This window comes from Hymenobacter elongatus (assembly GCF_004745955.1).
Classification (GTDB): Bacteria; Bacteroidota; Bacteroidia; order Cytophagales; family Hymenobacteraceae; genus Hymenobacter; species Hymenobacter elongatus.
The window spans coordinates 1-13926 of sequence record NZ_SRLD01000061.1; the positions used below are offsets into that span (position 1 = coordinate 1).

Genomic DNA, 13926 nt, shown 5'->3' on the forward strand with positions numbered 1-13926 from the left:
CTCGACGGGCTGGCCGTGCAGCACACAGGGGCGTTCGTCGAAGCAGATGACGGGAAAGTACGGGTCGTAGGCCCGCGCGTAGACGGCCAGCACGTCCTCCATGCGGGCCAGAAAAGCGGCGTTCACTTCGCCCAGGCACCAGTGCTGCTGGCGCTGGGGCTGTATTTCGTTTTTTTAAGCACCTGGCTCACCGTTTCGTGGGAAATGGTTTCCACCAGGCACAGTTCCACGGCTTTATCGGCCAGCAGGCGCAGGGTCCAGCGACTGTGCCCCAATGGGGCCGGCGTGCAGGCCAGGGCCGTGAGCGCGGCGCGGGCCGCCCCGTCAAAGCGCCGGGGCCCGCCGCGGCGCGGGGCCTCGCCGAGCGCCCTGGCCAGCCCCTGCTCGACGTAGCGGCGGCGCACCTGGTAGACCGTCTGCACGCAGCAGCCCACCTCGTCGGCCACCGTGTAGCCGCTGCCCCCGTCGGCCAGCCGCAACAGTATCCGCCCGCGTTGGACCGTGCGCCCGGCGTGGCGGCCTTTGCGGGTTAAAGCCTCAATAGTCTGGCGGTCAGTCGACGACAGGACAAATGGTGTGAGTGGTCTTCCCATCCAAAAGCAACGTCCAATCTGCCTTTTTGTTCAAAAAACTCTCCTGACTAAGCACTAGTAGAAATCGGAACGTCAGCCTTTCTGGCGGCGGGTCTGCTGGTAGGCGTCGAAGCTACTGCGCAGAGCCACAAGTACCGCCGCGTATTTGCGGCGCGCATCCTGACTCGATTCCAGCTCCTGGAGCCGGGTATCAATTAAGGCGCAAAACTCATCCCGCGAAAAGCGGGAAGAAGGAGATGTTCTTTGCACAGGATGGGAAACGAAAGAGTGCTGCAAAATGAAGTAGTGTAGCAATAATACTACGCAAGATTATAAGAAGAAACTATAACTCAACCCTACTTCTTTTCGCCAGTAGCTTCCGGAAGCCATACACAAGCGTAGAAACAGCAACGGCCCCCGAATAAATTCAGAAGCCGTTACGAGTAGCATAGTTATTTTTTGCCAGCCCCGAGGCTAGAAGCGGAACAACGGCCGGGCCGGGTTCCAGATGCCCCACGGAATCATGAGCAGCACCAGCAGCAGGGCCACCGTGAACCAGACGAAGGCCCGCTTGTGCTTTAGCACCGGGTCGGTGGCTTTCTTCGACAGCGTACGGCCCACCTGGGCGGCTACCACGGCCAGAATCATCGTGGCCATGTGCTCAACGGCCCAGAACCGGCCTTCAGGATCTTTCATCACGGCCCCGCCGGCGGTTTCGAAGGCTTTCAGGCCGTAGGGGCTCAGGCCCACGTACAGCAGCAAGCCCAGGAGCAGCTGCAAGTGCATCGAGCCCACGAAAGCGGCTCCCATGCCGTTGTCGGCCCCTAGGTAGTCGCGGCGGCCCTGCCAGCCGCTTAGGGCGCGAAAAATGGCAATCAGGCCAAAAATTATCACCAGCCAGCGGCTCCAGGAGTGCAGAATGAGTACGGCGTTATACATACAGGAAAAGAGAAGTGAAGCGGTAAAGGTCGGGGACGCCGGTCAAAATGCCGCGCCCGAGCCGCAAAATTAGCGCGGCCCGCCTGAGAAGGTTCTGGGCGTGCTACTTACTGCTGGCAGCCGCCGGCTTAGCGACCAGACTGGAGCACCGCGACGCCCGGCTCGGGCATGGCACCTGCCGGGGCGGGAGCAGCGGGGCCGAAGTCGAATACTTCCTCGCGCAGGAATAAGTCGCCTTGCTGCCGCAGAATCGCCAGGTTGTTGAGCGTGAGCTTCAGGTTGAACGTCTGCTTGTTCAGGTATTGCAGCACCGGGCCCAGCAGCTCGGGTGTCGTATCGTGCAGGGCCAGGGAAATATGCGGCAGCCAGCAGTCGGGACCACTGAACTTATCGGTGCGCAAACACAGCGGTGCCGTAGCCCGCACAATGCGCTGGTGCAGCTGGTTGAGCGCATCTGTGCGCAGCACCGGGATATAAATCACGGGATTGGGTCCCGGAAACACGCCCAGGCCCGTGGTATGCACCTCGAAGGGCGGAGTGGTGCGGGCCACCTCATGCAGCACGGCCTTCAGAGCCGAGAGCTTGCGTACACCCGCCAGCTGGTAGGTGATGTGCGGATCGGGGGTAGCCTGCACGTCGTCGAGGCCAAACTCCGTTTCCAGCCCTTTTATGATGCGGTTAATACGGGCCGCATAGTGCGGCGCAAGAAGAGTCGTAATGGCGAGCATACCTGTCTAAACTCCGGAATTGGACGTAGGGTTAAGCCGGGTGGGAATTTCCCAAGGAAATGGCTGGCTGGCTGCCGCTACGTTTGCGGGTTGGGCCGGTGCGCGCCGTGTTAGAGTGACGTAAGCCGAGGCGTAGCATCCGTTATCCGGAACCGCCTGTGTACATATGAAACGGGTACCCGCCAGGCAAGCATGAAACTTTCGGGCGCCGGCTGGCTTTACGTAGCACGGAGGGCTGCTGTGCGCTGGCCTTCACTTATTGCGTACCTTTCCCCGGCAAATTCAGGTTGAATACCACGGCCCGCTCGGTGTGCTTGCTTGGTCGTTTCTTCTCCTTCTGTGGTCACACCTTTCTGCTCGTCCGACGCTATGGCTATTCTCGCATTCTTTCTGGCTCACTGGTATTTGTCGCTGTTCACGCAGTCGTTTTTCCAGCACCGCTACGCCGCCCACAAAATGTTCACGATGAACAAGTTTTGGGAGAAGGCTTTCTTCCTGCTGACGTATATCTGGCAGGGCTCGTCGTTTATGTCGCCCCGGGGCTACGCGCTGCTGCACCGCATGCACCACGCCTACTCCGACACGGAGCGCGACCCACACTCGCCGCACTACTCTTCCAACGCCTTCACCATGATGTGGAAAACGCGGGGCATCTACCAGGACGTGCTCTATGGCCGCTCGAAGGAAGCCGAGCGGTTTGCCGGCGACTATCCGGAGTGGACGGCCCTCGAGGAGTTCGGCAATAAGTGGTATTCCCGCGTGGGCTGGGGCGTGTTCTACGTGCTGTTCTACGTCAATTTCGCTACCACTTGGTGGCACTATCTGTTGCTGCCCATTCACTTCTCGATGGGAGCCGTGCACGGCGCTATCGTAAACTGGAGTGGCCACAAGTACGGCTATCAGAACTTCGACAACAACGATAAGTCGCGCAACTCCCTGTTTTTTGACTTCCTGACTGGGGGCGAGCTATTCCAGAACAACCACCACAAGCTGCCCAGCCGGGTCAACTTCGGAGTGAAATGGTGGGAGCTGGACCCCACGTATCCCGTCATCTGGACGTTGGATAAGCTCAGCGTCATCCGCCTCAAAAAGATGAAGGAAACGCTCCCATCCGTAGCGGCTTAACGTTCTTTTTTATTTCAACAGCGAGGCTGCTTCCGCGAGGAGGCAGCCTCGCTTGCTTCAGAAACGAAGCCAGGCAAACGCTGCCTTCTCCCCGCCAGATGAAAAAAAGCGCGGTGACAATCAGGCAACACCAAGCAGCTACTAGCGCGTGAGCTCATAAAAGGAACTTTGCCTCTTCCCTGGTGTTGGGCAGACTACTAATTTGGAGGAGTTAACTATCTGCCGTATCCTGGCTGGTGCCAACCGGCCAGGAAGGCAAGATGAAGGCGGCTCCTCGTCTCACGGATGCCTTTTGTTGCCTTAATGCCTGAAACTTTATTTGACGTCAATCTGCAGCAGCTGCCGGATGAGTACCTCACCGGGGACTGGTGCGTGGAGGAGCGCGTCCTGAACCAGAGTAGCCCGCTTAGTGCCTTGGCGCAGGCTACCAGGCTGTCGTTGCAGCCGGGTACGGTGCAGGTATACGCACCCCAGCATGATGACCGGGGCCAGTGGTCGGTGCAGCGCGACGAATTGCTGAACCGGCCCTACCTGGAGCTGCAATTGGTGCAGGAAGATACCCGGGCTCTGATAACGCGCTTACGGCGCTCGGCCAACGGCGTGCAGAGCCAGCTTAACTTATACTTCCAGTCGGGAATGGAGCTTCAGCTAGCTCAGCTCTGTTGATTTTTTGCCATGATGCTGAATTCCGAATCTATGTCGAGCGAAGAGCAAAGCCGTCAGCAAGCGGACGCGCAGTTCCGCTTTTTGGCCGATTTCATCCCGCAGCTGGTCTGGTTCACCGACCCCACGGGCTTTCATACCTATTTCAACCAACGCTGGGTCGATTTTACCGGTTACGGGCTGGCCGACAGGGTGGGGCCGGATATGTGGAACAACCTACTCCACCCCGACGACCAGCAGCGCGCCCGCCACGTATGGGGCCACGCGCTGGCTACCGGCGAGTTTTATGAAATCGAGTATCGGTTTCGGGCCAAAGACGGCACCTACCGTTGGTTTCTGGGTCAGGCCCAGCCCCAGCGCGACGCGATGGGCCAGATCCGGCAGTGGTTTGGCACCTGCACCGATATTCACGACCAAAAGCTCACGGAGCTGGCACTACGGCAGCGCGAGCAGGACCTGGAGCGCGCCTACGCTGATCTGGAAGTGAAGGTCACGTTCCGAAATCTGGAGTTGGAGCGGCAGGTGCGTGAGCTGCGCCAGCGCCTGGGCGAGTAACTAAGAAGCTGTTTGAGTTAGCGTAAGGGCCATCAAACCGGTGTAGAGATGCATACTTGCGTCTTATCGTTGAACGAAAATCGTTGTGCCGGCGTGGCCGACGAGACATCGTTTCAGCGCTAACTCAAACAGCTTCTAAGGCTACTGTTTACAAGAAAGGCTCTCCCTGTAGGGGAGCCTTTTTTGTGGCAATGCGGGCAAAGCAGACACGCATTCAAGCATAGAGTAGACGAACTGAACAATTCGTTGTTATCCAAAACCCTGATCTATGGGTTGCGCGTTAAAGTGATTTTTTTCGCCGCTTTTTCTTTTCCGTGCACCTAAATTCAGCCGCCCCAACTGCGGATACACCCCTGGTGCCTACCGGAAAAAAACCGGGCCGCTGGCGGTATTGGACCGGTGGTATGGTGCTGTCGTTGCTGCTGCTGGTGGGCATAGCTGTGGCATTTCTGGACCCCTGGCTGCGCCGCATGCTGGAAAAACAAGTGGCCGAGCAAAGTCAGGGCCGCTACCAGCTGCGCATTGGCGAGCTGCACACCAGCCTCTGGAGCCGTGCCATGCGCATACAAAACATAGAGCTACGGCCCGCTAAAAATAACCAGCTTTGGCAGCAAACTACCTTGCCGCGCCTGCTGGCTACCATTGAAGAAGTGCGGATTTCGGGGGTTGGCCTGGGCGCGCTGCTGCGCGGCACCCTCGTGCCCATCGATACGGTACGGGTAGCGGGCCTCCGGCTACGAGCACTACAGCTGCCGAAAGCCAACCCCAACGCCAAACCCCTGCACGAGCAGCTGCCCGCCCGCATTCCGGGGCTTCGGATTGGCTACGTGAGCGTGCTGAACGTACGAGCCGCCTACGGGTCGGGCCGGGTGCCGCAGACCAGCGTCCGGCGCGCCAGCTTCACGGCCCAGGATGTGCTGCTAAGTGCCGCCGGGGCCACCGATACGTTGCGCCTGGGCTACGCTTCCTCGTTTGGAGTGCAGGTGAGTGGGGCGTTGGGTACCGTGGCCGAGCACCGGCTACGAGTGGGTGCCGTGCGGTATTCCTCCCAGCGTCAGCAACTCACCGTCGACTCCCTGCGCGTCTGGTCGTTGCGGGCCATGGAGCAGCCAGGGCCGGTGGTGCGGGTTCGGCTGGCCTTGCCCCACTTGCGGCTGACCGGCCTCAGTGCCCAGGCGCTACGTCGCCGAGAGGTGCGCCTCGACTCCGTGAGTGTAGTGAAACCCTGGCTGGCGGCTACCCCACCCACACAGCCACCGCCGGCTCTGCACCACGTGCTGGCTTCTTACCTGCGGCATGTTGCAGTAGCTCACCTGCGCGTCAGCGGCGGCACGCTCCGTCTTCTGGGCATACGGGCCAAGCCGCAGGTGCAGGACATCCGGTTGGGGGCCGATGATATGCTGGTAACGGCGGCGGGAGCTACTGATGCCTCCCGAATCTGGTATGCCCGAAGCTGGGAGCTGCGCACGGGTCGGGTGCAAACGGCTGTTTCTGCGCCGGTGTACTGGCTGGGTCTTCAGGGCACGGAGCTGATCACGCGCACCGGGGTGCTGCGCGCTACCGGCATCACGCTGCGCCCTACCATGACACCCACGGCGCTGGCTCGCTACAAGCGCCACCAAACGCCGCACATCACCGTTCGGGCACCGGTACTAGCGGTTACCGGCCTCGATTTTGGCGCACTGACCCGGCGCGGAGCACTGCTGGCCCGGCAAGTGGAGGTGCGCAACGTACGCGTCCTGATTGCCGGCGACGGCCGGTTTCCGCTCAATCCTAAGTTTTCCATGGTTACCCAGGAATCGTTGGCCAAGCTGCCGGTGCGGCTGAACGTGCGCCGCGTGGTGCTGGCCAACAGCTCCATCGGCACCTCGTACATAGGCCCCAAAACTCAGCGCGAGGGCAGTATCACTTTCAACCGCATCAACGCCACGCTGACCAACCTGACCAACGACCCGCGCCTGATGACGGCGGCTGCGCCGCTGGTGGGCCAGGCCTCGGGGTGGCTCCAAAATAGCTGGAACGTGCGGATAGCCGTCCGGATTCCGCTGCTCGACCCCGCTGGTGCGCACAGCGGGGAGGGTACATTCGGTCCCGGCTCCATCACGCTACTCAACACCATGACCGAGCCTACCCGGCTGGCGCGTTTCGAGAGTGGTACCGTACGCCGGGCCACGGTACGGTTCACTGGCAACCGCCAGCAGATAACGGGCACCATGCGGGCCGAATATTCCGATTTGAAGCTGGCCTTACTCAGCCAAGCCGGTGGCCCCGACCAGAAAACGCTGCTGACGAAAGTGGGCTCCACGCTGCTCAACGGCATCGTTATCCGGGACCAGAACCCGCGCGGCCTGGGTCCGGACAAGCTCAAGCTGGGATCTATGCAAAGCCGGCGCGACCAGCGGGTTTCGGTGTTTTCACTCTGGCGGCAGGGCTTGGTGAGTGGGCTGCTGAACAGTATCGGAGCCCCCCAAAAGCTGGCCCAAACCATCAGCGAGCAGCCGTAAAGCGTGTTTGGGGTTTTGATTTTTGTGTCATGCTGAGCTTGTCGAAGCATCTCTACCGCCAAACTAATTCTGATTACCACTGCGGTAGAGATGCTTCGACAAGCTCAGCATGACACAAATGGGGTTTTCACTAATTCCCAAACGCGCTCTTAAAGCTGCTCACTGATCAGCTGAGTCGCGACAAACAGCCTTCCCAGCACCGCAGCGTACTGCGCGGCCGGCAAAACCCTTTCGTATGGCTGGCAGTTGCCCCAGAAGCTATACTTTCTGTTTATGAAGCTGTTTAGAAAGTAACTCGAAACACGCTAAGACGCCATGTCGACTATTCTGCTTGATGCGCAGAGTAGTCGACAGGACGTTCTATTTTACTTTCTAAACAGCCTCTATGTCTCGTTCTGCCGCCTCACTTCCTGCCCGCCTGGTGAAAGGCAATCTGCCCACCAAAATTTGCCTGACCTGCGGCCGCCCCTTCGAATACCGCAAGAAATGGCGCAACAGTTGGGACGAGGTGAAATACTGCGGCGAAAAGTGCCAGCGCAACAAGCCCAAAGCCGCACCGGAAGCGGGGCGCCAGAGCGGTTTCGGGGGCAATGGCTAGTAGCGCGAACTGTGTAGTTCGCGTCCCCGCGCTGTTCGCAGTCGTATTATCGGCGCAGTAGCGCGAACTACACAGTTCGCGCTACTGCTGCCCCATACACTGAACCCGAAACCGCTCCAGGGTGGGTTTAGGCCGTGCGGGTGACCTTGGTAGGACGAAGCTTGAAACAAACGACGGGCGTCTTATCTTGACCGCAAAACGCCCCATTCATGAACAGAAGACTATTCATTCGCACCAGCAGCCTGGCCGGTGTCGCTCTTACCACCCTGTCGCTCGACGCCGCCGCTACGGCCACTGGTCCCGTTGCTTCTGTCAATCCCACCAGCCCGGCCGCCGACTCCTTCGAGCTGCAGGAAGCCACCATCGCCGAGCTGCAGGAGATGATGCGTAGCGGCAAGCACTCGGCCCGCTCCCTGACCAAGCTGTATCTGAAGCGTATTGAGGATATCGATCAGAAAGGTCCGCGTCTCAATTCCGTTATCGAGCTCAATCCCGACGCTTTGGCCATTGCCGACACGCTGGACAAGGAGCGCAAAGCCGGAAAGCTGCGCGGGCCGTTGCACGGCATTCCCGTCCTTATTAAAGACAACATCGATACTGGCGACCAGATGCAGACTACGGCCGGCTCGCTGGCGCTGGCGGGCCACAAAGCCAAGCAGGATGCTTTTATCGTGAAAAAGCTGCGGGAGGCCGGGGCAGTACTGCTAGGCAAAACCAACCTGAGTGAGTGGGCCAACTTCCGCTCCACGCGCTCTACCAGCGGCTGGAGCAGCCGGGGCGGCCAGACCAAGAATCCCTATATCCTGGACCGGACGCCCAGCGGCTCCAGCGCCGGTTCGGGGGCGGCGGCCTCCGCTAGCCTGTGCGCCGTGGCTATCGGCACCGAAACCGACGGCTCCATCGTGTCGCCGGCATCGTGCTCGGGCCTGGTGGGCGTGAAGCCCACGGTGGGCCTCCTGAGCCGCTCGGGCATCATCCCGATTTCGGCCACTCAGGACACGGCCGGCCCTATGGCCCGCACCGTGCGCGACGCGGCCCTGCTACTAGGAGCCCTCACCGGCGTCGATCCGGCCGATGCCGCTACCCAGGCCAGCACGGGCAAAGCCCAGAGCGACTACACCAGGTTTCTGGATGCCGGAGCGTTGAAGGGCAAGCGGTTGGGCGTGGAAAAAAGCCACCTGAAAGGTGCGTCCGAGGGAATTGCGCTGCTCCAGCAAGCCTTGGAGCTGCTCAAGGCGCAGGGGGCAACCGTGGTGGAGGTAGAAGTGGATAAGCAGGTAGATGAGCTGGGCGATGCAGAATACGACGTGCTGCTGTATGAATTCAAGGATGGCGTGAACAAGTACTTGGCCGGGGCGGGAGCTGGCGTCAAAAACCTGCAGGAGGTTATCGACTTCAACACCCGGAATAAACCCAAGGCCATGCCTTTCTTCCAGCAGGAAACCCTGGAACGGTCGCAGAAGCTGGAAGGGCTGAGCGCGCCCAAGTACCAGGAGGCGGTGCGGAAGTCCCGCGACGGGGGCCGGAAAATTCTGGATACCGTGCTGCGCGACAACAAGCTCGACGCCATCATCGCCATTACCACCAGCCCCGCCCGCTGCATCGACCTGATCAATGGCGACGGCGGCGGCGGCCCGGGTTTTTCGTCGCCGGCGGCCGTGGCTGGCTATCCGCACATCACCGTGCCCATGGGCCTGGCCCACGGACTGCCAGTTGGGTTATCGTTCGTGGGGGGAGCCTACGGCGAAGGACCGCTGCTGGGGCTGGCCTACGCCTACGAGCAAGCCTCGAAAAAGCGCGTGGCCCCGCAGTTTCAGGGGCCTTTCGTCGGGTAAAGGTACGGGCGCGGCTATCAGCTGGCGGATGGTCGCGCCGGGTACTCGGCCAATAATGCGCTGATCGTGCGGTTGATTAACACCGTGAGCTGCCCGGCTTCGTGGTGAATGGCGGTAGTGCCCACCAAGGTGCCGTGCACGTCGACGGCGGTTCCGGTGCTGCCAATTTCCGCCAGCAGCGTCAGGCTATGAATCAAGGGCGGAATGGCGGTGTAGATCTTCTCCCAGGCGGGCCCCACCACTTCTGCGGGGCCACTGCTGGTGCGGCGTAGTTCCAGCAGCAGCAGCACGGTGGTAGCCAGGTGCTGGAGCAGCGCCTCTTCGTCGGGCAGAAAAGTGCGGGGTTCCCGGTCAATAACACACAGGGCCCCGATATTGAAGCCGTCGGGCGTGTGCAAGGGGTAGCCCGCGTAGAATTGCAGCTCCAGGGCTTGTAGCACCTGGGGCTCGACCAGGGCGCAGGGCTGCTGGGTCAGGTCTTCAAAAATGGTGGCTTCGTTGCGCAGAATAGCTACTGAGCACAGGCTTTCGGCGCGGGCTATGCGCTCAGCATCAGGCAGCCCAAAGTTGGCCTTAAACCAGACACTGTCATCCGTTACAAGAGAAACCAGCGCGATGGGCGTGTTGAACAGCTTGGCCGTTAGCGCCGCCAAATCGTCGAAAAGTCTTTCCGGCGTAGTCCCGAGAATCTGGTACCGACTGAGAGCCAGCAGGCGGTCTTCCTCGTTGCTGGGAATAAGGGACTGCTGAGGAAGGTGCATGAGCGGGGTGTGCGTGAAGCCTGGTGTAGCCTCATACGCAAGGCCGTACAAAGTGGGGAATAGGTTTTGCCGTATCTTTTGCGGATGAGAGCCGGTGGGAGAGTGCTGTATGGGAGCACAGGGCGACATAGACATATCTTGCCCGGGCAACTTATTGCCTCACCTGAATGAGTTACCTTTGCATCTTCATAGCAAAGTAGGATGATTTCCATTAACGACCTCGACTTTCATTTTGGCTCCCGCGCCCTCTACGACAAGGCCAGCCTGCACATCAAGCCCAAAGACAAAATCGGCCTGATCGGGCTGAACGGCACGGGCAAATCGACGCTGCTGCGTGTGCTGGTGGGCGAATACAAGCCCGACGGCGGCAGTATTTCCATGAGCAAGGACGTGACGCTGGGCTTCCTGAACCAGGATTTGCTCAGCTACGACACCCACGAAAGCATTTTGACGGTGGCCATGCAGGCCTTCGAGGAAGCGCTGGAGATTCAAAAGAAAATTGACCAGATTCTGGTCGAGTTTGAGAACAACTACCACGACGACCTCGTGGAGAAGCTGGCCGATGCGCAGGAGCGCTTCGAAGCGTTGGGCGGCTACACCATGCAGGCGCAGGCCGAGGAAATTCTGGAAGGCCTGGGCTTCACTACTGAGGAGCTGCAAAAGCCGCTAAAGACGTTTTCGGGCGGCTGGCGCATGCGCGTGATGCTGGCCAAAATCCTGCTGCAGAAACCCTCGCTGCTGCTGCTCGACGAACCCACCAACCACCTGGACTTGCCCTCTATCAAGTGGATTGAGAACTACCTGGCCGGCTACGAAGGCGCGGTCATCATCGTGTCGCACGACCGGGAATTCCTGGACCGCACCACCAATACCACCGTGGAAGTGCTGGGCGGCAAGCTGGTGCCCTACGCCGGTAACTACACTTACTACCTGGAGGAAAAAGAGGAGCGCAACCTTATTCAGAAGGGCGCTTTTGAGAACCAGCAGTCCCAGATCCGGGCCGCCGAGCGGTTCATCGAGCGATTCAAGGCCAAGGCCAGCAAGGCCAAGCAGGCCCAGAGCCGCGTGAAGGCGCTCGACAAACTGGAGCGCATTGAGGACGTGGCCGGCGACGCGGCCAAAATCAACATGAAGTTCCAGTTCAAGGTGGAGCCCGGCCGGCACATCCTGCGCATGGAGCACGTGATGAAGAAGTACGACCAGAAGCTGATTTTCCGCGATACGAATGTGCACATCGAGCGGGGCGACAAAATCGCGCTGATCGGGGCCAACGGCAAGGGCAAATCGACGCTGATGCGCCTGGTAGCCGGCACCGAGGCCCCCACCGATGGCAAGCACCAACTGGGCCACAACGTTATTATGTCGTTCTACGCCCAGCACCAGCTCGAGTCGCTGACGATGGAGAACGAGATTATTCAGGAGATGAACGAAGCCGGCTCGAAGCGCAGCGAAATGGAGCTGCGCTCGGTGCTGGGCTCGTTTCTGTTCACGGGCGAGGAGGTTTTCAAAAAAATCAAAGTGCTCAGCGGTGGCGAGAAAAGCCGCGTGGCCTTGGCCAAAACCCTGATTTCGGAAGCCAACTTCCTGCTGCTCGACGAACCGACCAACCACCTGGATATGGTGTCGGTGAACATTCTGATTCAGGCTCTGGAACAGTACGCGGGCACGTTCATCGTCATCAGCCACGACCGGTTTTTCGTGGAGAACGTGGCGACCAAAATCTGGTTTATCGAAGACTACCAGCTCAAGGAATACCCCGGCACCTACGCCGAGTATGAGCAATGGCAGGAAGACCGGGAGAAGGCCGCCAAGAAAGCGGGTTTGCCTTCGCCGTCGGCCCCAAAGCCGGTGAAAGAAGAGAAAAAGCAGGTATCCAACTCGGAGCGCGAAGCCGCCCAGCAGGAGCTGAAAAAGGTCAATAAGGAGCTGAAGGAAGTGGAAGCCCGCGTTACGGCCCTGGAGCAGGAGCTGGGTATCTACGAAAAGCAGCTCGCCGACCCCAACATCTACAACAACGCCGCGCAGCTGAAAGACGCTACGGTGAAGTTTGAGCTGGTGAAAAAGGAGCTGAACCGCGTGAACGATCAGTGGGAAAAGCTGGCTGAAAAAGCCGAGCAGCTCGAGCGCTAAAACCGTTGCTCGGGACCCGAGAGGCCAAGCGCCGCTACCGCCCGTAAGCAAAAAAGCCCCGTACCACTTCCACAACGAGAAGCGGTACGGGGCTTTTGCTTGCCGAAGCAGAGCTACGGATGGTTCTGCTTAACGATGACCTGGTTCCGGTCGCCGGTTTGCACCGTGGTGCTGGACTGCGCGCTTGCGCCCTGGTAGGTTTGCGCCGTATTCAGAATGCCTCTTTGCTGCTGCCGTGCCAGGTGGCTGTCGCCATCCTGGTCGATGTAGGCCTGGTTGGCGGCCGTGAGTAGGCCGCCGCCCTGGGTCTGAAAGGCGCGGTTGTCGTCGCCGTCCTGCTCTAGTATAGCCGTGTTCTGGCTGACGGAACCCTCGTTTTGCCGCTGCTCGGCCAGGTTTCGGTCACCGGCCTGCGTGGCGGTTGCCACGTTGGTAAAACCATCCTGAATCTGGAGCAGGCGGTTTTCGTTGCCCGTCTGGTTGCCGGCGGCGGTATTGCCTCCGCTCTGGGTTTGCGACGAGCGGTTGTTGTTGCCAACCGAAACAAGGCTGACCGTGTTGGCCAAGCCCCCCTGACTTTGAGCGGCATCGTTGTCGTCGCCGATCTGGAGCATAGTGGCCACGCCCACCCGGCCCTGCTGTAGCTGTCGGCCAGTATTCCGGCTGCCAACCTGGTTTGCGGTGGCATCGTTTCCTAGTCCTACCTGGTCTTGGGTAAGCTGGTTGCTGACACCCACTTGGGTCGCCACTGCTCTGTTAATCGGCCCGATCAGCTGCGTTTGCCGAATGCTGTTCAGCTCGCCCACCTGCGTGGCGGTAGCCGTAGCAGAGGCTCCTTCCTGATTCTGAATAATAGCATTGCGGTTGCCGACCTGCGTAGCGGTAGCCGTATGGAAAGCCCCACTTTGGTTTACCCGCAAGGTATTCAGGTTGCCTGCCTGGGTGCCGGTCGAACTACTTTCCCGCCCCGGCTGGGTTACCTCGGCGGTGTTGGTGCTCCCAACCTGCTGAATGATACTCGTGTTGCCTTGAGCGGCGGCGCTGCCGGCCGTTCCCAGCAAAAGCGTACACGCCCAGAGCATGGCTGCGTTACTGTTTTTCATAACTACTGAAGATAAAGAGTGAGAAAAAGGAATGGATGAATGTAGATGATTAAATGAATAATTAATATTGAAATAATTAAACATTTGTTCGATCCGACTTTATCACAGGCAAGGATTTAAGCTACAGCAGAAGCTGGCTCACCCAGAGCCTATCTCAATAGGCGGTCTGCTGAGCGAAGCAAAGCGTAGTCGAAGCATCTCTACCACTTCGTTGCACGGCTCAGACGAAGCGGTAGAGATGCTTCGGCAAGCTCAGCATGACCGTTTTTAATAACTCAAACAGCTTCTAAGCTTGACTTTAGCCCTACGCGGCCCATGCCAGGGCCTCTTGCCAGATGTGGAGTTGGTGGCGCGGGATTTTGAGCAGGACGGTGTCCTTGGGCGAGTTGTCAAAAAGCGTTTCGGCCCATAAA

13 protein-coding genes are annotated in these 13926 nt (G+C 59.5%); 7 read left to right on the forward strand and 6 right to left on the reverse strand.

The window, feature by feature from the left end:
* Positions 1-122 precede the first annotated feature (122 nt).
* The 4 genes from E5J99_RS19850 to E5J99_RS19860 all read right to left on the reverse strand — a co-directional run bounded on the left by E5J99_RS19850 (position 123) and on the right by E5J99_RS19860 (position 2239).
* On the reverse strand, positions 123-593 hold the full coding sequence (locus tag E5J99_RS19850; RefSeq protein ID WP_135499557.1) for a helix-turn-helix domain-containing protein: 471 nt from the start codon (positions 591-593) through the stop codon (positions 123-125).
* Between the two features lie 72 nt (positions 594-665).
* Positions 666-842 carry a hypothetical protein gene (locus E5J99_RS21490; RefSeq protein ID WP_167852253.1) on the reverse strand — a complete coding sequence of 59 codons (177 nt, stop codon included), beginning with the start codon at positions 840-842 and terminating at the stop codon, positions 666-668.
* Positions 843-1046: 204 nt separating this feature from the next.
* Entirely contained in the window at positions 1047-1511 is a 465-nt protein-coding gene (locus tag E5J99_RS19855; RefSeq protein ID WP_135499558.1) for a hypothetical protein, read from the reverse strand.
* A 128-nt stretch (positions 1512-1639) separates the two neighbouring features.
* Positions 1640-2239, reverse strand: a complete 600-nt coding sequence (locus E5J99_RS19860) for a 2'-5' RNA ligase family protein (RefSeq protein WP_135499559.1) — start codon at positions 2237-2239, stop codon at positions 1640-1642.
* A 369-nt stretch (positions 2240-2608) separates the two neighbouring features.
* On the opposite strand from E5J99_RS19860, the gene E5J99_RS19865 reads away from it, so the two are divergent.
* The 6 genes from E5J99_RS19865 (at position 2609) to E5J99_RS19890 (ending at position 9519) form a co-directional block, all read left to right on the forward strand.
* Positions 2609-3364, forward strand: a complete 756-nt coding sequence (locus tag E5J99_RS19865) for an acyl-CoA desaturase (protein WP_135499560.1) — start codon at positions 2609-2611, stop codon at positions 3362-3364.
* Between the two features lie 303 nt (positions 3365-3667).
* Positions 3668-4030, forward strand: coding sequence for a hypothetical protein (locus tag E5J99_RS19870; RefSeq protein WP_135499561.1), 363 nt, complete (start codon positions 3668-3670; stop codon positions 4028-4030).
* A 9-nt stretch (positions 4031-4039) separates the two neighbouring features.
* Positions 4040-4582 (forward strand): PAS domain-containing protein, encoded by a 543-nt coding sequence (locus tag E5J99_RS19875; protein ID WP_135499562.1) that lies wholly within the window; start codon positions 4040-4042, stop codon positions 4580-4582.
* 356 nt (positions 4583-4938) lie between these two features.
* Positions 4939-7086, forward strand: a complete 2148-nt coding sequence (locus tag E5J99_RS19880) for an AsmA family protein (RefSeq protein WP_210114495.1) — start codon at positions 4939-4941, stop codon at positions 7084-7086.
* Between the two features lie 385 nt (positions 7087-7471).
* Positions 7472-7684, forward strand: a complete 213-nt coding sequence (locus tag E5J99_RS19885; RefSeq protein ID WP_135499564.1) for a DUF2256 domain-containing protein — start codon at positions 7472-7474, stop codon at positions 7682-7684.
* A gap of 209 nt (positions 7685-7893) precedes the next feature.
* Positions 7894-9519 carry an amidase gene (locus E5J99_RS19890; protein WP_135499565.1) on the forward strand — a complete coding sequence of 542 codons (1626 nt, stop codon included), beginning with the start codon at positions 7894-7896 and terminating at the stop codon, positions 9517-9519.
* A gap of 17 nt (positions 9520-9536) precedes the next feature.
* Here the strand turns inward: E5J99_RS19890 and E5J99_RS19895 are convergent, their stop codons facing one another.
* Positions 9537-10280 (reverse strand): GAF domain-containing protein, encoded by a 744-nt coding sequence (locus E5J99_RS19895; RefSeq protein ID WP_167852254.1) that lies wholly within the window; start codon positions 10278-10280, stop codon positions 9537-9539.
* 201 nt (positions 10281-10481) lie between these two features.
* Here E5J99_RS19895 and E5J99_RS19900 point away from each other — a divergent pair, with 201 nt between their 5' ends.
* A complete protein-coding gene (locus E5J99_RS19900) occupies positions 10482-12410 on the forward strand; it encodes an ABC-F family ATP-binding cassette domain-containing protein (RefSeq protein WP_135499567.1) in 1929 nt (642 codons plus the stop codon).
* Between the two features lie 113 nt (positions 12411-12523).
* Here E5J99_RS19900 and E5J99_RS19905 read toward each other — a convergent pair whose 3' ends face one another.
* Complete coding sequence (locus E5J99_RS19905) at positions 12524-13513, reverse strand: hypothetical protein (RefSeq protein ID WP_167852255.1); 990 nt, start codon at positions 13511-13513, stop codon at positions 12524-12526.
* Positions 13514-13926 lie beyond the last annotated feature (413 nt).